The organism is Lysinibacillus sp. TE18511 (assembly GCF_054062295.1).
Window position 1 is genome coordinate 34,195 of the sequence record NZ_JBSSFD010000022.1, and the last position, 20,377, is coordinate 54,571.

Annotated in this window: 20 protein-coding genes; 13 read left to right on the forward strand and 7 right to left on the reverse strand. The window is 37.0% G+C overall.

Features of this window, described 5'->3' with window-relative positions; translation table 11 throughout:
• Positions 1-146: 146 nt before the first annotated feature.
• Together ACVWXS_RS15865 and ACVWXS_RS15870 are read right to left on the reverse strand one after the other, a co-directional pair.
• Positions 147-1,220 (reverse strand): LLM class flavin-dependent oxidoreductase, encoded by a 1,074-nt coding sequence (locus ACVWXS_RS15865; protein WP_456958980.1) that lies wholly within the window; start codon positions 1,218-1,220, stop codon positions 147-149.
• A gap of 103 nt (positions 1,221-1,323) precedes the next feature.
• Positions 1,324-2,505, reverse strand: coding sequence for an MFS transporter (locus ACVWXS_RS15870; protein ID WP_456959025.1), 1,182 nt, complete (start codon positions 2,503-2,505; stop codon positions 1,324-1,326).
• Between the two features lie 292 nt (positions 2,506-2,797).
• Between ACVWXS_RS15870 and ACVWXS_RS15875 the strand changes: the two genes are divergently transcribed.
• A complete protein-coding gene (locus tag ACVWXS_RS15875; protein ID WP_456958982.1) occupies positions 2,798-3,379 on the forward strand; it encodes a TetR/AcrR family transcriptional regulator in 582 nt (193 codons plus the stop codon).
• A gap of 242 nt (positions 3,380-3,621) precedes the next feature.
• Here ACVWXS_RS15875 and ACVWXS_RS15880 read toward each other — a convergent pair whose 3' ends face one another.
• Complete coding sequence (locus ACVWXS_RS15880) at positions 3,622-4,803, reverse strand: pyridoxal-phosphate-dependent aminotransferase family protein (protein WP_456958983.1); 1,182 nt, start codon at positions 4,801-4,803, stop codon at positions 3,622-3,624.
• Between the two features lie 311 nt (positions 4,804-5,114).
• Here ACVWXS_RS15880 and ACVWXS_RS15885 point away from each other — a divergent pair, with 311 nt between their 5' ends.
• The 4 genes from ACVWXS_RS15885 (at position 5,115) to ACVWXS_RS15900 (ending at position 9,385) form a co-directional block, all read left to right on the forward strand.
• The gene (locus ACVWXS_RS15885; protein ID WP_456958984.1) at positions 5,115-6,731 is read left to right on the forward strand and encodes an amidohydrolase; all 1,617 of its coding nucleotides are present in this window, start codon (positions 5,115-5,117) and stop codon (positions 6,729-6,731) included.
• A gap of 16 nt (positions 6,732-6,747) precedes the next feature.
• Entirely contained in the window at positions 6,748-7,599 is an 852-nt protein-coding gene (locus ACVWXS_RS15890) for a nitrilase-related carbon-nitrogen hydrolase (protein WP_456958986.1), read from the forward strand.
• Positions 7,600-7,697: 98 nt separating this feature from the next.
• The gene (locus ACVWXS_RS15895) at positions 7,698-7,895 is read left to right on the forward strand and encodes a DUF3311 domain-containing protein (RefSeq protein ID WP_049666508.1); all 198 of its coding nucleotides are present in this window, start codon (positions 7,698-7,700) and stop codon (positions 7,893-7,895) included.
• Positions 7,895-9,385, forward strand: a complete 1,491-nt coding sequence (locus ACVWXS_RS15900; RefSeq protein ID WP_456958988.1) for a sodium:solute symporter family protein — start codon at positions 7,895-7,897, stop codon at positions 9,383-9,385. Before ACVWXS_RS15895 ends, ACVWXS_RS15900 begins: the two co-directional genes overlap by 1 nt.
• A gap of 212 nt (positions 9,386-9,597) precedes the next feature.
• Here ACVWXS_RS15900 and ACVWXS_RS15905 read toward each other — a convergent pair whose 3' ends face one another.
• Both ACVWXS_RS15905 and ACVWXS_RS15910 read right to left on the reverse strand, forming a co-directional pair.
• Entirely contained in the window at positions 9,598-10,083 is a 486-nt protein-coding gene (locus ACVWXS_RS15905) for a hypothetical protein (protein WP_456958990.1), read from the reverse strand.
• A gap of 564 nt (positions 10,084-10,647) precedes the next feature.
• Positions 10,648-11,151 carry a hypothetical protein gene (locus ACVWXS_RS15910; RefSeq protein WP_368637393.1) on the reverse strand — a complete coding sequence of 168 codons (504 nt, stop codon included), beginning with the start codon at positions 11,149-11,151 and terminating at the stop codon, positions 10,648-10,650.
• Between the two features lie 365 nt (positions 11,152-11,516).
• Here ACVWXS_RS15910 and ACVWXS_RS15915 point away from each other — a divergent pair, with 365 nt between their 5' ends.
• The 5 genes from ACVWXS_RS15915 to ACVWXS_RS15935 all read left to right on the forward strand — a co-directional run bounded on the left by ACVWXS_RS15915 (position 11,517) and on the right by ACVWXS_RS15935 (position 13,944).
• Complete coding sequence (locus ACVWXS_RS15915) at positions 11,517-11,840, forward strand: pyrophosphohydrolase domain-containing protein (protein ID WP_456958992.1); 324 nt, start codon at positions 11,517-11,519, stop codon at positions 11,838-11,840.
• Positions 11,841-11,847: 7 nt separating this feature from the next.
• Complete coding sequence (locus tag ACVWXS_RS15920; RefSeq protein ID WP_456958993.1) at positions 11,848-12,849, forward strand: HNH endonuclease signature motif containing protein; 1,002 nt, start codon at positions 11,848-11,850, stop codon at positions 12,847-12,849.
• Positions 12,850-12,978: 129 nt separating this feature from the next.
• Positions 12,979-13,212, forward strand: a complete 234-nt coding sequence (locus ACVWXS_RS15925; protein ID WP_456958995.1) for a hypothetical protein — start codon at positions 12,979-12,981, stop codon at positions 13,210-13,212.
• A gap of 203 nt (positions 13,213-13,415) precedes the next feature.
• A complete protein-coding gene (locus ACVWXS_RS15930; protein ID WP_456958997.1) occupies positions 13,416-13,637 on the forward strand; it encodes a YdbC family protein in 222 nt (73 codons plus the stop codon).
• Positions 13,638-13,836: 199 nt separating this feature from the next.
• The gene (locus tag ACVWXS_RS15935) at positions 13,837-13,944 is read left to right on the forward strand and encodes a putative holin-like toxin (RefSeq protein ID WP_220443510.1); all 108 of its coding nucleotides are present in this window, start codon (positions 13,837-13,839) and stop codon (positions 13,942-13,944) included.
• A gap of 179 nt (positions 13,945-14,123) precedes the next feature.
• Here the strand turns inward: ACVWXS_RS15935 and ACVWXS_RS15940 are convergent, their stop codons facing one another.
• On the reverse strand, positions 14,124-14,750 hold the full coding sequence (locus ACVWXS_RS15940) for a nitroreductase family protein (protein ID WP_456958999.1): 627 nt from the start codon (positions 14,748-14,750) through the stop codon (positions 14,124-14,126).
• A 128-nt stretch (positions 14,751-14,878) separates the two neighbouring features.
• Positions 14,879-16,159 (reverse strand): ferredoxin reductase family protein, encoded by a 1,281-nt coding sequence (locus tag ACVWXS_RS15945; protein ID WP_456959001.1) that lies wholly within the window; start codon positions 16,157-16,159, stop codon positions 14,879-14,881.
• 162 nt (positions 16,160-16,321) lie between these two features.
• Here ACVWXS_RS15945 and ACVWXS_RS15950 point away from each other — a divergent pair, with 162 nt between their 5' ends.
• The 3 genes from ACVWXS_RS15950 to ACVWXS_RS15960 all read left to right on the forward strand — a co-directional run bounded on the left by ACVWXS_RS15950 (position 16,322) and on the right by ACVWXS_RS15960 (position 20,352).
• Positions 16,322-16,810 carry a metal-dependent hydrolase gene (locus ACVWXS_RS15950; RefSeq protein WP_423492358.1) on the forward strand — a complete coding sequence of 163 codons (489 nt, stop codon included), beginning with the start codon at positions 16,322-16,324 and terminating at the stop codon, positions 16,808-16,810.
• A gap of 376 nt (positions 16,811-17,186) precedes the next feature.
• Positions 17,187-18,584, forward strand: a complete 1,398-nt coding sequence (locus ACVWXS_RS15955) for an APC family permease (RefSeq protein ID WP_456959003.1) — start codon at positions 17,187-17,189, stop codon at positions 18,582-18,584.
• Between the two features lie 295 nt (positions 18,585-18,879).
• The gene (locus ACVWXS_RS15960) at positions 18,880-20,352 is read left to right on the forward strand and encodes an aldehyde dehydrogenase family protein (RefSeq protein ID WP_456959026.1); all 1,473 of its coding nucleotides are present in this window, start codon (positions 18,880-18,882) and stop codon (positions 20,350-20,352) included.
• Positions 20,353-20,377 lie beyond the last annotated feature (25 nt).

Consider the following 20,377-nt stretch of genomic DNA (forward strand, 5'->3'; position numbering starts at 1 on the left):
GCCTGAATTGCAATTTTACTTCAGATTTCCTAAGTCCTTGTTTTAGGTATATCGACTTGGCAACAATTCAACACTGCTAATATTTCTTCAAGCAAGGAGGGAAGGGTGAAGATTTGTATAAATTCCTCCTGTTAAATAATAATATCTTAAAGAAATGGATGTCCTTCTAGTGCCATTTCCGCTTCCCATTTGGCAACTTCCTCACGTACTCGAGGAGCAACTTTTGTTCCGAGCAATTCTATAGCTTGCATAACTTGATCATGTGGCATTGTGCTTAATGGTACGTACAGCATAAAACGTGTAATCCCTACATGTTTACGAAGATGGATGATTTTTTCAGCAACTGTATCTGGATCACCTACATATAACGCCCCTTCAAAACTGCGTGCAGCATCATAACTAGAGCGATCATAATATCGCCAACCTCTTTCTTTGCCCAATTTATTCATACCCGCCTTCGTTGATGGGAAAAATGTATCCGCTGCCCAGTCAGTATTCGGGCCAACAAAACCTATTGAATGAGATCCAACCTGAAGTTTTGATAGATCATGCCCTGCTTGAGCAGCTGCCTTTTTATAGAGTTGTACGATAGGTGCAAACTGCATTGGACTGCCACCAATGATTGCTAGCATAAGTGGTAATCCTAAAAGTCCTGCGCGGATGGCAGATTGTTGATTTCCTCCACTACCAACCCATATTGGTAAGGAGTTTTGAACAGGTCTTGGATACACACCTAAATTATTGATCGCTGGTCGATGTCTACCTTCCCATACTACTTTTTCTGACTCGCGAATTTTAAGGAGTAAGTCCAAATGTTCCTCAAAAAGTTCATCATAATCATTTAAATTGTAGCCAAACAAGGGGAAGGATTCGATAAAGGAACCACGACCTGCCATAATCTCAGCACGCCCATTTGATAGTCCATCTAATGTGGAAAAATCCTGAAAGACACGTACTGGATCAGCTGAAGATAGAACTGTTACCGCACTTGTAAGTCGAATCTTTTTTGTTTGTAGAGCTGCAGCAGATAGCACCATTGCTGGAGAGGATGCAGCATAATCTTCTCGATGGTGCTCACCAACACCAAACACATCCAGCCCCACTTGATCTGCAAGTACGATTTCTTCTACCACTTCACGCAAACGTTGTGCATGACTAATCACTTCACCACTATGAACATCTGGTTTTGTTTCTACAAAAGAGGTAATTCCTATTTCCATTTGTTATCTCTCCTAATCAAATTTAATTTCTTTCAGCAAGTGTTTTGTAACGAAAGCAAAGCGTCAGCTACAGATGTCTTTTGTAACGAAAGCAAAGCGTCAGTTACAGAAGTCTCTCAAACCGTTTAGTCGTAGCCCAAAAAATAAGAGCAATTGCACTGATTAAAGCTCCGAGGAAACAAACCCCTCCCCAACCAAAGTGTGCATACATCTGTGTAGAAGCAATTGAGCCGCCAGCACCGCCGATGGAATAAAACATCATATATCCAGCGGTAAGTCGACTCCGTGCCTCTGTACATAATGGAAGAATCATCGTCTGATTAGTGACATGTACTGCCTGCACGGCCAAATCGAGCAACACAATACCTACAATTAATGCCAATAACGACTGTTCTAGATAGTTGATAAACAACCATGAAATGAGTAATAGAACTAAAGCAATACCTGTCGTTCTTTGTCCGAAACCTCGATCGGCCAGTTTCCCGGCCTGTGCCGCAGCTAGTGCACCAGCCACTCCAACGAGACCAAATGCGCCAATGACACTATGTGAAAGAGCTAATGGTGGTGCACTAAGTGGCAGAACAAGTGAAGTCCACAAAATACTGAAATCAGCAAAAATTAGCATGGCTAGAACTGAGCGGATGCGTAATGTTCTTTCTTGCACAAACAGAGTGAATACGGATTTTATTAGCTGATGATAGGGGAGTGATTTTACTTCACGCTCCACCTTTGGTAACACCTTCAGAAACATACAAACCATGACAAGCATGAGGGCAGCAGAGACTAGATAGACGGAACGCCATCCTGTAAGGTCTGTTAATAGACCAGCGAAGGTTCGAGCGAGCAGAATGCCAATGACAATCCCGCTTGTGACAATGCCAACGACACGTCCGCGTTCTGTAGGGGAAGCCATAGTTGCTGCAAACGCCACAAGTGTCTGCGTCACAACAGCAAGTAGACCTACTAAGGCCATACCAGTAAAAAGCATCACGCTAAAAGAAGCAGTACCCACTATAACCAAAGCCGTTGTGGATAATAGCATCTGTCCGATAATCAAGCGTCGTTGGTTAAGTAAATCTCCAAGAGGCACTAGAAGTAATAAGCCTAATCCATAAAAAATCTGCGTGATGGTAATTACAACACCAATTATCGAGTGATCAATATTAAATTCATTAGACAATTGATCAAGCAACGGCTGCGCGAAATAAATATTAGCAACAGACATTCCACAGGCTGTTGCGAATAATAAAGTTACAGCTCTAGACATAGAAGGCTGTAGATTCATCACAGATGCATCAACTTCTTGCTTCAGATTATGATCCACGCCATATCCTCCGTTCATCATTGGATTTTAATTATAACATACCGTTCGGTACAATATAATTATTGGTAAATATATCTTAGGGCTGTTTATAATGTCAAGGGTTTATTTAGAAATAATTTATTTCGCAGTTACTTAATGCAACGAAAATTGACAATGAAAGCAGCTGATTATACAATGTTTACATACTGTTTGGTATTTAAAAAAAATATAGTAACAAACTCGCAAACTCTTAAACAATGGAGGTGGAATGTTTATGGCAAGAACCCGTGAATTTGATGAGGAAAAAGTTTTAGAGGCTGCCATGCAGTTATTTTGGGAGAAGGGCTATGAAGCTACATCTTTAAGTGATCTCACTGCTAGAATGGGGATTCAACGTCCGAGTATTTATTCAACCTTTGGAGATAAAAAGGAACTATTCGAAGCAGCACTTCGTAGATATACGACATCTCGTGCAGCTGATATACGAGCTAGACTTCAAGGTCATACCTCTGTAAAACAGGCATTTGCTATTTTTTTTGAAGAAGTGATTGCTGCTGAATATACGAAAGATATTAGTAACGGCTGTTTTTGCATCAATACAATGGTTGAACTAGCTCCTCATGATGAGAGATTTGAAATCTTAACGAGAGAACATCAACTTTATCTAGCCGTCATTTTTCAGGAGACAATTGAACGAGGAATCCGATCGGGTGAGTTAGAGGAAGGCACAGATGCAAAGTCTATAGCACAGGCTCTAATTGTGGCGTTAATTGGATTAACGGTCATGATGAAATCTCAACCACAAAAATCATTTATTGACAATGCAATCGCAACAACTCTCACATTACTTAAATGACTTTTATGAACTATTAACATCTTTTTTCCTCAATATAAAAAACCATACGATAAGTTTGTTTCAGACCCATTGAAATAAAGGGATTAAATTAACTTAAATAAACAAACCTCCAAATCAATGCATAGATTTGGAGGTTTAAATCTTTATCCCACATTAGCAAACAGTAAAATGGAGAATAACTACCCATATAAGCCCGATTGGTTAAGACAAATCATCGGTGGAGATACAGAATACCACACTGATTAAAGTTTTACTTTATCGTGGCATTGTTTTCGCTGAGCGGTTATAAATACTTCTTGTGCTGCCCGCACACCTGCACCTGGTTCAAAGTCGTAAGCAAAGTCTTGAAGTGCTGCTTCCATTAAAGAAACGGCCTGTAACACATCACTTGGGAAACAATAGCCCATATGACCGAATCTGAAAATTTTACCTTGTAAATGACCGAGTCCTCCTGCGAAATCTAAATGATAGTGCTGCTTTAAATGTGACAAGAAATCGCCAAGTGCAATGCCTTTAGGTGCCATAATTGCTGTAATGGTTGGAGAAGCATGCTCATCAGTAGTAAGAAGTTCAATATGAAGTGCATTCATAGCATTTCGCACCATGTTTTTCATTAATTCATGGCGGGTAATTGTTTTTTCAAAGCCTCCCTCTTCCTCTATAAGCTTACATACCTCATGAAGACCGTTTATTAGTGTGATCGTAGGCGTATTGGGGGTCATCCCTTGTTCTGCCCAGCTACGATAGCTTAATAAATTTAAATAATAGGACGGTGCTTTATTTTCTTCAATGACTTTCCAAGCTCTGTCACTGACGCTGACAAGAGAAAGTCCAGGAGGTAGCATCAATGCCTTTTGAGAGCCTGTAACAAGAATATCGATTCCCCAAGCATCCATTTCAGCAGGAGCTCCACCAATGCAACTTACACCATCGACAACACATAATGCACCCGTTTCCTCACGAACAACTTGTGCTATTTCAGCAATTGGGTTTAAGATACCAGTCGAAGTTTCATTGTATGTTACAAAGACAGCTTTAATATCTTTTAACGGCTGCAAAAATTCTCGAAGCTCATGGGCTGTGCATGCTTGCCCCCATTCCTTTTCAAGCTTATGTACATGAAAGCCATATTTCTCACAAATCGAAACGAAATAGTCTCCGAACGCCCCAACAGTGATTACAACAACATCTTCACCAGCAGAAACAGTATTAACAGCTGCAGCCTCTAAAGCAGCTGTACCACCTGAGGGAAGTAGTAAAATGTCCTGTTTTGTCCCGAAAATAGGTTTCACTAATTCGATTGTTTCACGGTAAAGATCCACAAATTCATTGCTGCGATGACTAATAATATCTTGATTCATCGCAAGCTGGACCTTTTTCGGAATAGGTGTAGGTCCTGGGTGTCTTAAAATATTTTCATACACAATTATCAAACCCCTTTGTCATTTAAAGTCGGAAATTCTAAATTTTCTAACTATAATATAGCATATTTTTACTGTTATCTACTTCTTTTTCAAAAAAGTGGTGGTATTTGCTATGTAAAGCATTTATATAACTTAATTAGGCTGTTTTATAGTTACGTAGAAATAACCCTTTTAACCTTTTGTCTAAAAAAAAGTAAAATTAATTACCTTTTGTAAAAATAAAAGACAATCTATTTTTAGTAAAATAAATGAATAGAACAACATAATTAATATTTTCCGAATATTCAATTTATATAATGAGGAGGATCTATATGAAAGCTAATATTGCTTTTTTAAATGGTGAAGTAATTACTGTAGATGGACAAGATTCTATCCGAGAGGCTCTAGCGATTTCTGATAACAAAATAGTAGCAGTTGGTTCGAATGAGGAGATTAAAGATTTAATTGGTGATTCTACACAAGTAATTGACTTGGAAGGAAAGTCCATTCTACCTGGAATTATTGATGCTCACTTACATCTGGTCATGTATGGTACTTTTCAACTCAGTATCAGCTGTAAAGAGCCCGGGTTGGACTCCATAGATGCAATTTTGACTGCTTTAAAAGACAAAGCTGCTACTACACCAAAAGGTCAGTGGATTCGTGCTTGGGGTTTCAATGAACAAACTGTTAAGGAAAAACGATATCCTACTCTTGAAGAATTGGACAACATTACAATCGACCACCCGATTGCCATTACCCGTACTTGCGGTCATATCGGGATTGTAAATTCAGTTGCTTTACGTCTATCAGATATTGACGAAACCACACCTGATCCTCAAGGAGGTTTAATTGAAAGAGATGCAAAAGGTCAACTAACTGGACGATTGATCGAAAATGCTTATATGCAGTTTAATGAGATAGCAACTTTTTCAAATGAAGAAGTTTATCAAGCCATTCAAATCGCGCAGCAACATTTCTTAAAAGTTGGCATTACAAGTGTTCATGAAGCTGGAACATTTTCAAAAGAAAATTACCGAATGTTACAATTAGCCTCCCAAAAAGGAGACTTGAAAATTCGTGTCTATGCGATGATTGCTAGTATAAGTGACTGTAAGCAGTTCACATTAAATATGATGGAATCTGGGGTAATAACTGGAACTGGAAATGAATTTTTTAAAGTGGGTCCTGCTAAATTGTTTACAGATGGTAGTAGTACTGGTCCGACTATTGCTACCCGTGAAGGTTATACAAGTAATCCCGACGATCATGGAATTTTATACTACACCGAGGATGAAATTTATGAAGTACTTGGTAAAGCACATGAATTAGGCTATCAAATTACTGTACATGCACAAGGTGATCAAGCAATTGAAGCGTATTTGAATGTTGTAGAACGCGCTTTAAAAGAAAATCCTCGTGAAAATCATCGACATCGTATTGAACACGCTGGAATTTCAAGCCCTGATTTACAGCAACGAATGAAAGAGTTAAAGATGATTCCAATACCTAATCCACCATTCCCATATGAATTTGGTGAAAGTTATTTAACGAACTACGGTGAACGTACGGACTTTATGTACCCTGCACGAGACTTTATTGATCAAGGAATTATTGCTGCTGCGGGCTCAGACTCACCAGTTACAACGCATAATCCATTTGTTGGAATTCACGAAGCGGTTAATCGACTCACTGCCAATGGAACTTCATTTGGTGAAAAGCAAAAAATAGATGTTCTTGAAGCCATTCGTCTTTATACCTATAACGGTGCATATGCAAGTTTTGAAGAGGATATAAAGGGTAGTTTAGAACCCGGTAAATTAGCAGATATGATTGTACTTGATCGAAGTATTTTGAAAACCCTTCCACAAGATTTAAAAGATATTCAAGTCGAATTAACAATACTAGATGGTGATATTCTTTTCGAACGCTCTAAAACGAAAATATAGTGATGAAGGGGTTCTTATGACAATAAAAATTTCAAGCTGTCAATTTGAATTGCAAAAAGTTGATCATTTCTCTACCTTTAAAGATCGAATTTTACATGCATTCAATGATGTGCCACTTACAAGTGATTATGTGCTCTTACCAGAGTTATTCACGATGTCTTTACTAACAACTTATAACAATTACAATCAATTCACAGAAAAAGATAATGAGAAACTAGGTTTCTTTTTAGATGACTACCTTGAATTTTTTAATAATCTTTCACAGAAAAGAAGACAGATTATTATTGCAGGTTCTACAATTGAACCCACCAATAAAGGAAATTACAATACGACTTATATCTTTGATGGTAATGGCAATGTATTAAAACATCGGAAGACACATATTTTCCCTGCTGAATCTGCTTGGAACACTAGAGAGGGGGATGAATTAGAAGTTTTCAAAATTGGACCAGTAACTTTTGGTATTGCCATATGCTATGAAATAGAGATCCCAGAAATTGCCCATATATATAGTCAAAAAGGTGCCGATATTATCTTTTGCCCTTCCTATACGTTCTCTGAATATGGTTTCTGGAGAGTTCGTCATTGTGCTCATGCACGAAGTATTGAAAACCAACTCTATGTCGTTCATTGCCCTACGATTGGCGAAATCCAAGGACCTATTCAAAATGGATTTGGGACTACCGCTATTATAGGACCTGCTGACTTACCTTGGACAAAAAATGGCGTAATTGCAGAAACTACAAGTAAATCAAGTACAGTTGTTACAGCTGAACTATCTCTTGAAGATCTTCGCGAAAATCGTAAAAATGGGGCTGCAACAACTTATAAAGATCGTATCCGTAGAAAAGACATTTATACATTATGAATCCGTATTTGAACTCCAAATTTCCAGGCTTATTCTCGGTAAGCTGAGGGTTGCGCTACTCTTTTGTAAGATAAAAAAGAAATTCCATGGAGGCATATATGAAAAACATTAAACTGTTATTGTTGATACCGTTTATTGGAATGTGCTTGTGTTTGCCCTTTGCAAATAAAATAGAGCCTTATATTTTTGGTTTACCGTTTCTCCTGTTCTGGATTATCTTATGGATGATTTTATCATCATTAGTGTTAACGATTGTGTATAAATTGGATCCTGAAAACCAAGGGGGCGATGAATAATGAATATAGCGTTACTGATTATCTTTGCATTTGCATTGATTGCTCTTTTCCTTGGTATCCGAGCAACACATGGAAAAAAAATGAATGTCGATGAATTTGCTGTTGGTAATAAGGGTTTTGGTACATTATTCATATTCCTACTAATTGCAGGAGAAGTTTATACTACTTTTACATTCCTTGGTGGTAGTGGTTGGGCTTATTCGAATGGGGCCGCTGCTTTTTATGTACCTGCATATATTTGTTTAGCATATGTTTTATCTTATTGGATTGCACCAAAGATATGGAACTATTCAAAAGATCACCATATTATTTCTCAACCAGAATATTTTGCTTCTCACTATAAAAGTCCGATATTAGGATTAGTTGTATCGTTTTTGGGTGCTATCGCTTTGATTCCATATATAGTTATACAATTAAAAGGGTTAGGTATTATTGTTTCGGAGGCTTCCTATGGAGGGATTAGCCCAATTATGGCTAGTACTATTGGTGCCATAATTATTACAATTTATGTTACCATTTCAGGTATCCATGGCTCTGCTTGGACAGCTGTATTAAAGGATATCATGATATTAGGCGTCATTGTATTTTTAGGAATTTATATTCCCTACCATTATTTTGGAGGCGTACAACCTCTATTTGAAGCTGTGGAAAAAATAAAACCGGAAAGTTTAACTCTCGCTAGTTCTGGATTAAGTATTTCTTGGTTTGTCTCAACCATTATATTAAATGCGTTCGGATTCTATTTATTACCAAACTCCTTTTCAGTATTATTATCATCTAAGAGTGCAAAAGCATTGAAGAAAAATGCCATTACCTTACCTTTATATACTCTATTACTCTTATTCGCATTTTTCATTGGTTTTGCAGCCATCGTAGAGATTCCAGGATTACAAGGGGCTGAAGGAGATTTATCATTACTCCGATTAACGATTCAAACATTTGATCCTTGGATAGTAGGCGTTGTCGGTGCTGCAGGATTATTAACTGCTTTAGTACCCGCATCTGTTATGTTAATGTCTGCTTCAATTGGATTAATGACTGGATTTTACAAGCTTGTGAAACCAAAGGCAACAGATCGCCAACAGTTATTTGCTTCAAAAATATTTGTGGTTGCTATAATATTAGTTGCATTTATCTTCACGATTACTGGAGGGGATGCATTAGCAATCTTAAACATTATGTCATACAGCTTAATAACACAACTTGTTCCAGCACTCCTATGTAGTTTTTATAAAAATCGCATTCTTAACAAAATCGGTGCGATGGCAGGAATTTTAACAGGTGTAGGAATCGTATTTTATGGTGCCATAACATCACATAAACTAATTGACTTTTTCCCGAATATCCCACATGTAATTAATGACATCAGCACAGGAATGATTGCTGTTATTATTAACTTTGCAGTAGCTATTGTAGTAAGCCTTGCAACCAATCATTTAGTTGCGGCAAAGAAGGACGATATTAATACACTTGTCGAGGTAGAGGCGTAGGGGGAAGCTGAGCTTTTTTTGAATAGGCGTAGGTCCTGGAAGTCTTAAATCCGTTACTAACTGGCAGTAATGGATCTGTACCGAAAGCGAAGCGCCAGGTATAAAACTCCCACCTCAAAATGCAGCGAAAGCAAAGAAGGGTGAAAACTAATAATCAGTGGGGATGAAGAACCCCCACTGACTAAAATTTCACTTTATAGGTGCATCAGTAATTATGCAACGAATGGTTTATTCATTCTCATTAAGCCATAGATACAATAGAATAACCCGAAAGTAATAACCGTTAAAATAATATAAAGTACTGCTCTTCCGGTTTCACCTGACCAACGATAAAAGAGTCGATACATGAAATACAAAGCATAGCCAATAAGACCAAAAGAAGCAATTATACCAATAAACGGAATAAATGAAACAAGTAGTAATCCAGCATAAATTAAAACATTCTTTTTGGCGTTTGCACGAACTGTTGCATCATCATCACCCGTAGCAGTTAATAAAAATAGGCTATAAACGTTAATAATAGGAATCCAAGCAATATAAGCTACATCACTAAAGCCATTTGTTTTAGATGCATTATAATATATAAGAGAGCTAATAACATAGCCTACAATACCCACCACGATGCAAATTAACATAATAATAAGAAACAAACCACCTAAAGCCGCATCGAGATCATTGCTACTATAAGAATCGTACATAAGAAAACCTCCTTTCTAAAAAATACTTCATAATAATAACAATACTATAGTGTTAAATCTATAGTGAAAAATATCCGGTATTTAGTGGTAACAATACATTTGTACTATTTTAGTTGAGGATATATGCTGTTTTGATAATAAATTTTTGATAAAAAATTGATTGATTTGCAAAAATAAAATGGAATTAATGGAAAACTAGTGGTGAAGAATCATTTTATACAATTTTTTGATTTTTACTTTGGATTCAAGCAATATTGAAATGAACATATGGAAGAGTACATCATATGCATTAAATCGGTTAAGAATGTGTGGTTCAACTTAATCTTTAGAAATAGATAGACATCACAGGAGCTAAGCCAAATCACCTCCCAATATTTGAAATGGTGATATTGCAAAATACAAAAATATACATCCAACATTTATGAAGTGAAAAACCTCTTCACAGTCTTAGATAGACGTGAAGAGGTTTTGCGATGTATTTTATCTTCATTCAGCAAGTAGCGTAAGCAAATTGTTAACGAAGCGTCAGCAGCACTTACGCTAAGGTGAAATTGATACTTTAGGCTACGCTTTGAAAGGTTGATTCATATGCATTAAGCCATAAATAGCATGGAATAATCCGCCTGTGATCACCGATAAAACAGTGTAAAGTACGGCTTTACCTGTATCACCAGACCAGCGATACATTAAGCGATAAGAATAATAAATCCATAAACAAAACATGATAGGGAGTGTAATAAGGCCTATTAAAGGGATGAGAAATAAAAATAATATTAATCCCGTAAAAATCAGGGTAGGCTTTAACGCTGCTGCACGTATTGCTTTATCATCATCGCCACTGGCAGTCAAAAGGAAAAGACTATAGATGTTTACAATTGGAATCCAAGCAATATAAGCTAAATCACTAAAGCCATTTTTTTCAGAAGCCTTATAATAAATTAGTGCGTTAAAAATATAGCCTGCTAATGCTAAGACAAGAAGAGATAACAAAAAAATGGCTATAAACAAATCAGAGATTGCCTCATTATACTCAGTAGCCTCATAGCTCATTTGAAAACCTCCTTTCAAAAAAATTCCTCCTTATCATAACAAGTCAAAAGTGTTAAATCTAGAATAGTTTGAATGTAAATTTTAATTGAAATCGAACATTAGTCCTGGGATATTTTTTAAAAATAATCTTTTGATGATAAATATTTGAATAATAATAAAAAAATGAAAAAAATATCCTTGGAAATATTGGTATAATAGTTTTGAAGAATCATTTTTGAATTTTGTCCGTTTACGTGAGATGAAAGATTAGGGAGAAGGTTGTTTATATTGAAAGTGATTAGTTTTTACTGTAGACAAATATCCAGAGCAAGAAAGAAACAACTTATTCAAACGATTCGGTAGAAATACGGGATATAATCTTATATTAAGAGGAGGCAGTAAAAATGCCTGTATACAATAAATTAGTACGTGATTTGATTCCACAAGTAATTGAAGCAGGGGGAAAAACATGTAGTATAAGGATGTTAGATTCCAGCGAACACTTAAAAGAAATAAAAGTGAAAATGCAAGAGGAGGCATTAGAATTTTTCGAGGCAGCTTGTCAAAAAGAGGCCGTTGAGGAACTTGCGGATATTTTGGAATTAGTCCATGCAGCTATACATATGTACGGTGTATCCTATGAACAGTTGGAACAGATACGAACACAGAAGAAAAAACAACGCGGAGGATTTTCTCAAGGTATTTATTTAATTGAAGTGAGGGAGTAAGAAGAGTATGTCTCATGATTTAAAGGTTGGTGAAATACGTGAACAATATGTAACTGAACATCAGATTTGGCAACATCTGAATAATTTTTACTATCGTTCATCAGTGTCAACTTCTTATAAGTATGTGTTTTTCAAAGCATTACTCGAAAATTTATACAATGTAGACGATAAGCTAGGACTTAGCTACAATCAAATATTTTATTCGTTCACCAATATTTATTGGAATTTAGTAATCCATCATAATCTAGCGCAGTCGCATAATAAAAATAAACCTGCCAGAGCCCAAACCATTTTGCAAAAATATGCAAATGACAACGCTATTCCTTCCGAATGGCAATTCGATCAACTTATAGATTCTTTGCAACTAAAAATCGTCAATGAAGTGAAACGTGACTGCAAGCAAAACGTAATCGGCGCATTTTACGGAGATACAGCGGGGATATTCTATGAATTTGACATCAAACAAGCACATTTTCGTTTCAACAAACCTGTCTATCAATTCATGAAAAAGTATCAACGAATTTTAATAAATCTAACAAATTATCATTTAGGCAAATATCTTGAAAAAGTGAATGAAGCCACAAGTACAATGGCTTTACTCTCAAAAATAGAGGTAATATCAAAGCGTAGTTCTTTAGAGACATTTTACAAAGTTCTTACCCAATTTGAACAAAATCGATGTTTCTATTGTAACTGTGATTTATCAACTAATCGTCGAAAAACACACGTCGACCACTTCATTCCGTGGAGTTTTGTTCAAAATGATAATTTATGGAATTTAGTGTTGGCATGTAATGATTGTAATTTACAAAAAAGCGACAAAATCACGGCTCGTTTTTATTTAGAGTCGATGCTCAAAAGAAATCACAATTTAGTGTCAATTGTGAGAGAACCAACTTATTTTAGTACATATGAAAATAAAAAGCTTGTGGATTTATATGATTATTCAATAATGAACGGATATACGACGTTATGGGAGCCAAGGAAGGTACACGGATTGAAGAATTAATTTGATAATAGAACAGTCGTGTTGCTTAGGAAAAAATAGGTTTATTATTGAGCAAAAAGATTTTTTGTGGCTCATCACCAAAAGTTGTGGATGACATTTGTTAAGACGTATGCTTTGTATATTAGTTGATTGGAGTGGAGACTGGGCGACTCCTTGGGGATTAGCGTCACAGATGAGACCCTGGAGCGAGCAACGCGAGTGAAGCGGCTCATCGGACGCCCCCAGGAAAGCGCCCAGTCGGAACGGAAATCAACCACACGTTATGGTGATGATCCTTTTTTGTTGCTATTTTGGAATATATTCCTATTTTCAACTGATTGTAGCGTAGGGCTACTCGACGCACGCCCGCAGGAAAGGGAGTAGCCTGTAGCGGAAATCAGCGCCTTCAAATTAATTAGGATGGATAAAAAAGGAATAATCAACACACCTGATCATATAACGGAAGAACATTGAATACAGATTTCACGTTTCTTAGAAAGTGCAATTATTTCAAGTGTTGTCACGTTTGATAATCCTATTATTTCAAGATATAGTTCTTATTACAGATACTATAAGGAGGAATGTATATGGCAGAACTTAAATACGAAATTATTGAAACAATTGCGGTATTATCGGAAGGTAATAAAGGCTGGAAAAAAGAATTGAATTTAATTAGCTGGAATGGTCGTGAACCGAAATACGATATTAGAGATTGGTCGGAGGATCATACAAAGATGGGAAAGGGCGTTACATTGTCACTGTCTGAATTACAGCTCTTGAAAGAGTCGTTAGCTAATTTGCAGGCTTAAATTAATGTACAGAGGTACTTGTGCGTGTTGTTTTAGGTTAATTACGTAAACCGGGATTCATGTTCATGATGCCCAAGGTGAAATTGGTTTTTTTGAGGATTTTCCATAGAATATATTTCATAAAATTGTTAGACTAACAATAGCAACAATTCATAATGCAGGTGGCGGCTGAACTCCCTTTTGAAAGGGGGTGAGGCGGATGACAGTATTTGAAGCATTCAGTTTGATTGTACAGTGTAGCCTTTTGCTAATTGCAGTACTTACACTGATGCTTAGCATTATTGTCTCACAAAATAAAAAGAAATAGCCACCCTGCCGGCTAAGTAAGGTGACTATTGCTATAACTTTAACTTGGTCAGCCGCTATGGTGCGGCATGATTGTTGCTGTTTTGACTGGATGTTGACGCATCCAGTCTTTTTTATTCTATATTTAGTGTATCATATTTATTCTAAAAGAAAATATTTTGTACAATTTCTATCTTTCGATTAAATAAATTTTGCAATGTTATTTAGTGCTAAACGAGATGAGCCGTGAGCGGGTACTGCAGCTTTTCCGATGGCAATTAAGACGATTGGCACTAGATGATCTGTTAATTCAAAGCGTTGCGCAAAAGCCTCTTTATTGAAGCCACCCATTGTTACTGTATCATAGCCCATATCCTTTGCTAAAAGCATGATTTGCATAGAAATTAAGCCTGCATCAAATGTAGCTATATTTTTTAAAACTTCTTTAGGAAGGTTTGAATAAAGCTTTAATGAATTTTCAATCATCATATTTTTTGTTGCTTCATCCATATAGCCAAGTTCGAAATTTTTTGTGTAGACTTCCTCTACATTTTTGTACATGGCAGTATCGCCTAAAACCGCAATGATGGCAGAGGCAGTTTCCACTTGCTCCTGGTTATTAGCAATTGAACGTAATTCTTTTTTTACTGCCTCATCTTGGATCACTAAAAAGCGCCAAGGCTGTAAATTGCTTGATGATGGAGCTGTTGTTGCCTCTACAAGTAATTCTTCTAATTCTGCTTGTGGGATTTTATAGTTTTCCTCATATTTACGAACAGATTTACGTTCGTGCATAACTTTATTTAAATAACTTTTTGTTATAGTCATCGTGAAAAATCTCCTTTGTATATGATGAGATTTTACTATACGATAAACTTTTCAATATTCCAAGTAAATTGCTTGAATTAAAGATTCTTGAATTCAGGGGTTCTCTTAAATCTTTAAAATTAAATTCTTCATCTAATTTTAAAGGCTTCATATTCGATGTCCGCACCTGTATTGAAGGACTTCAATTGCTTGGCAAAACGTTTCACCATTTTTTCTGGGCCACACATAAAAATGCTTGTCTTTGCTGGCACCGAAAAATTTTCAAATGAAAGCCTGTCCATTTGGGTGGTATCAATAAAGTTCACGCTAAAATATTGGTTAGTTTTTGCATACTCCTGTAAAAATTCTTGATAGATCGCATTGTCTTGACCATGATAAGTGTAAAATAATTCAATGTTACGATCGACGGGATGAGATTGCAAATAGGATAAAAAAGGGGTGATGCCTATGCCACCTGCTATCCAAACTTGTTGTTGTGTCCTTTTTTCAAAGTTTAAATGACCATATGGACCATCAAGTGCGACTGGTGTATTCAGTTGAATTGAATGAAATACTTTCTTTGTGAAATCACCAAGCCCTTTTATGGTGATAAATACTTTTTTTCCATCACTACCTGAAATAGAAAAGGGATGAGGTGCCTTTTCTAAGCCATCTTGAAAAATCTTAATAAAAATAAATTGTCCATGTCGATAGGGGATTTTTTTATCAAGTGTTAGCTCCAATTGAATTACATTGGAGCCCAATTTATTAATGCCCGTAATTTTGCCTTTATAGTTAAAGTACATATCCTGATACATCGTCAGCATATACAATGCCGACATAAATCCAATAGTCGCTGTGAGTGCGGTGAAAATTCCTAAAGATGTAGGCTGGAATAAATCGTATCTACTTGAAAAATAGGCATGATAAATACCGAATGCATAAGGAATAAGAAATAGCCGATGTACGATCCGCCAGTGTTCATATTTTAGAAATTTAGCAAAAAGCGCTATTAAGATAAGGGCAATAAAGCCATATTGTCCTAGCTCCCCTAACTCCTTGGCAAATTCGCTGAGCGGGGTTTCTTGTGCTTCATCCCAATCAGGCACCATATCTTGTAATTGCCCGTGTAAAATCACTAATCCTAATGAAAAAATGGCTAACCATTTATGAAGAAAATATAGACGCTCTAGACCATGGAACCAGTGCTCAAGGATTTTCATTCTTGTTGCTAATAAAAAGACAAGAAAGAAGCCTGTAATGGCCAAACCTCCGATGATGTGACTAAGCCTGTTAACGGCATGTATAGGCTCTATAGGTGTAGCAAAATACCATAGTAAAGCACTACTACTCATCGTGAGTATGATAAACAAAATTCCTTTGATCGCTTTCATAAATAACCTCCAGTACTCATTTTTATCGTTAATCATCCTACATATACAATAAGAACCTGAAATGTTTCTGATATTTTGTTGATATGAATATTTGATGGTGAAAAAGGGAGTGTGTGTTCGGAATATATGTTCCCTTTTAAGGTGGGATGTGTTAAATTAAGAAAGGTAAAAATAGAGATATAAGGAGTGGAAGTAATTTTGCAAGGGAATACACATATTATTGGAGGCATCACTGCAAGCCTTGCCTTTGCACAAGTTTCTAATGATAATCCGCTTGTTTTAGTAGGAGCAGGCGTTATCGGTGCATTACTTCCAGATATTTGCCATGGTGGTAGCAAAATCGGGAGGAAGTTTCCCATCATTTCAAAAACTGTCAATACGCTGTTTGGACATCGTTCTTTTACACATAGTGTGCTTTTTTTATTTCTAGTTGTGATGCTACTACATACATTTATACCTTACGAATCCATTTCAATAGGTATATTATTAGGAATGGCAAGTCATATTTTCCTTGATATGGGGACGAAGAAGGGCGTAAAGCTGTTTTTCCCAGTATCCATTTCGGTACGTTTACCACTTACGACAAAAACGGGTAGTAAAGCTGAAAAGGTAGTGTTTATGTTGTTAACGATGCTTTCCATCTATTTTAGTTATGAAATTATCGTTAACCTTATTGATAGCGTATAAGCAAAGAAACTCAGTCAATGAGTGAGGTACTCCTCCTAAGGTAGACAGATTAAAAATCTGTTTATCTAAGGGGGAGTGTTTTTTTCATTCAGTAATTATTTTGAGTAGGGAAAGTGAAACGTCTGTCACTATCTACTTAAAAGGGAGCATTTCATTATAAAGAATTTTTTGGAGAGTTTGATAGTAAAACCTTCGTCGAATAAGTAGCTTTCCCTCGCTAGAAACCTTACATACAGCCATCCAAACAGATGCATTTTGTAGTATTAATATGTCTGATATTTACATTTAAGATAATCTTAATCTAGCTATTGACCTTTGTGTAACAAAAACCTTTATATTCATTATTAATAAAAAGAATCTTCAGAAGATTCGAATTATGCCAACGGATGGGGGAGTTATTATAGAACGACAAACATTAATGCGAACACTGACTTTGTCTCAAGTTGTATTTTTAGGGATTGCATGGAATAACCCAATGGTATTCTTCAATACTTATGGAATCGCAACCGTCACTTCCCAAGGTGTCATCATGGGGGCGTATATCATTGCATTTCTCGCAATCATGTTTACCGCATTTAGTTATGGAAAGATGGCAAAAGCATTTCCAATCGCCGGCTCGGCTTATACATTTACACAAAAATCAATTAATCCACAACTTGGATTTCTGATTGGTTGGACAATCATGTTGGATTATATGTTGACGCCAATGGTCACTTGTTTAATGTCTACTGTTTTTTTACATGCAGTTTTTCCAGGAGTCCCTCACGCCCTGTGGATTATCCTCTTAACTGCAACTATTGTAATACCTAGCATCTTGGGTGTTAAGTTCACCGCATCTACGGGTAAGATTTTTGTTATTGCTCAAGTCGTTTTTGTTTGCATTTTCTGGATTTTGACCATCAAAAGTTTATTGGCAGGTGAAGGGGCAGGTACACTTTTCTCAATGCAACCTTTGTTCAATGCAGACGTCGATTTGCCTGTAATTTTAGCAGGAGCGTCCATTCTTTGTTTCAGTTTTCTTGGCTTCGACTCCCTTACTACGTTGTCTGAAGAAACAATTAATCCTGAAAAAACAATACCAAGAGCGATTATCGTCATGTTGCTGATCATGGGTGTCCTCTATATCGGATCAGCCTATTTGGCACAATTGGTTCACCCGGGCTTTTCTTTTGAAAGCATTGATTCTGCAGCTATGGAAGTTGTCTATATGGTCGGAGGGAATTTGTTCCAATCTTTATTTGTGACAGCAGTAATTTTAGGGAATTTCTCTTCCGGTGTTGCTGCGACTACAAGCGCATCCCGTGTACTGTATGCAATGGGGCGAGATTCTGTACTGCCTAAAAAAGTGTTTGGGCATATCCATTCACGTTATAAAACACCGTCAACAGGAATTATTGTAATCGGTTTCATTTCATTGCTCGGTATTGTGCTGACACTCGACCAAGTCATTAAGTTTATTAATTTTGGGGCGCTAATTGCGTTTGCTTCAGTTAATTTGTCTGTTATCGCACATTATTTTATTCGGAATCGTAAGCGCTCTACTATCACCGAATACATGCGTTATCTGGTTATGCCACTAATTGGAGCAGGATTTACGCTTTGGCTATGGTCTCACTTAGAGTTGGATGCAATGATTCTTGGAGGCATCTGGATGGCAATTGGCATGGGGTATCTAATTTATATGACAAAGTTTTTCAGACAGGGATTGCCTGAATTCAGTTTCGATAAGGAGATTATTCCTGAAAATGTTCTTATAGAAGACATAAAAATGTAAAGGCTTACATGGAATGATTCTCGTGTTATTTTGCAGGTAGGATAGGCAATTGAAAGGGGTGAGGCGATTCGAAAAGGCTGAATTTGGAAAATGGGTACAGCTTTTTTGGAAAAAAGAAAGATCGTAAACTTTGAAAATGATATGACGAAACGATTATTTTGGGGAATGTAGTTCTTTGACAGTTAATCGGAACAGAGACGTCATGTAATTCCTCCCACTTATAGGTGAGGCTAAATATGAATTTAATAAAATATGGATAATAAATTAGGGGGTTTTTAGAATGCTAAACTTGAAAATGTTAGATTTGAAAATGTTTATTAATGGTAAATGGTCGGATTCTGTGAACATGGAAAAACGTAATATTATCAATCCAGCGAATAACGAAGTGATTGCAGAGGCTCCGAGAGCAAGTGTAGAAGAAACGCGAAATGCCATTGAAGCAGCGCGAAATGCATTTGATTCAGGAATTTGGTCAAACTTGCCTGCTTCCGAAAGAGCCTCCTATTTATTCAAAATTGCAGATAAACTTGAGGAAAAAGCATCAGAGCTGAGTGAACTTGAAATGTTGAATACAGGAAAGCCCCTTAAAGAAGCAGAGTTCGATATTGGGGATGCTGTGAATTGCTTCCGTTATTATGGTGGCCTTGTCACAAAACCAAGCGGTCAAACATATCCAGTTGCCGATCCAGTACAGGCGCTTGTTGTCCGTGAGCCTGTAGGCGTATGTGGTTTGATTGCGCCTTGGAATTTCCCATTATTGACAGGAGCTTGGAAAATTGCGCCTGCTCTTGCAGCAGGAAATACGATTGTGTTCAAGCCAGCGGAGTTGACGCCAATTACCACTTTCAAGCTCTTCGAAATTCTTGAAGAAGTAGGGATTCCAGCGGGCGTTGCGAATTTGGTGACTGGAGGAGGTTCAACTGTCGGAAATGAATTGGCTGAAAGTGAAAAAGTCGATATGGTTTCCTTTACTGGCAGTACAACGGTAGGCAGATCAATCATGAAAGCAGCATCAGGAAATATTAAAAAAGTTGCACTCGAATTAGGTGGTAAATCGCCGAATATCGTCTTCGCTGACGCAGATTTCGAAACAGCAGTCGATTATGCGCTTTATGGAATATTTGTGAATGCGGGCCAAGTATGTAATTCAGGTTCACGTTTACTTCTTGAAGAAAGCATTCATGACAAGTTCGTTGAAAGCCTGATTAGTAAAGCGAAAAAAATTCGTGTAGGTCGTGGTGATGATCCGTCGACTCAAATGGGTGCCCTTGTCGGGGAAGATCATATGAACTCAGTGCTAGATTATATTCAAATCGGCATCGATGAAGGAGCAAAATTAGTTTGTGGCGGTAAACGGATTACAAGTGGTGGGCTTGAGCATGGCTGTTTTGTTGAGCCGACAATCTTTGTAGATACAACGCCTGACATGAGAATTGTTCAAGAAGAAATATTCGGCCCTGTGCTAGTTGTCCAAAAGTTCAAAGATGAAGCGGAGGCGATCGAGCTCGCAAATGATACGCCGTACGGTCTTGCAGCTGGCGTGTTCTCTCAAGATGGGGCTAAAGCTTTACGCGTTATTAAAAAAATTAGAGCAGGTATTACTTCAATTAATGCATACAATCTTGCTTACAACGAAGCTCCATGGGGAGGATATAAGCAAAGTGGACTCGGTCGTGGGTTAGGCACGTTCGGTTTGGATGAATTTTCGGAAGTGAAGCAAATAAATATCAATTTAGAAGTTAGTCCGACGAATTGGTTTGAAAATTAACATCTCGTGAAAGAAGTTCGCTGAC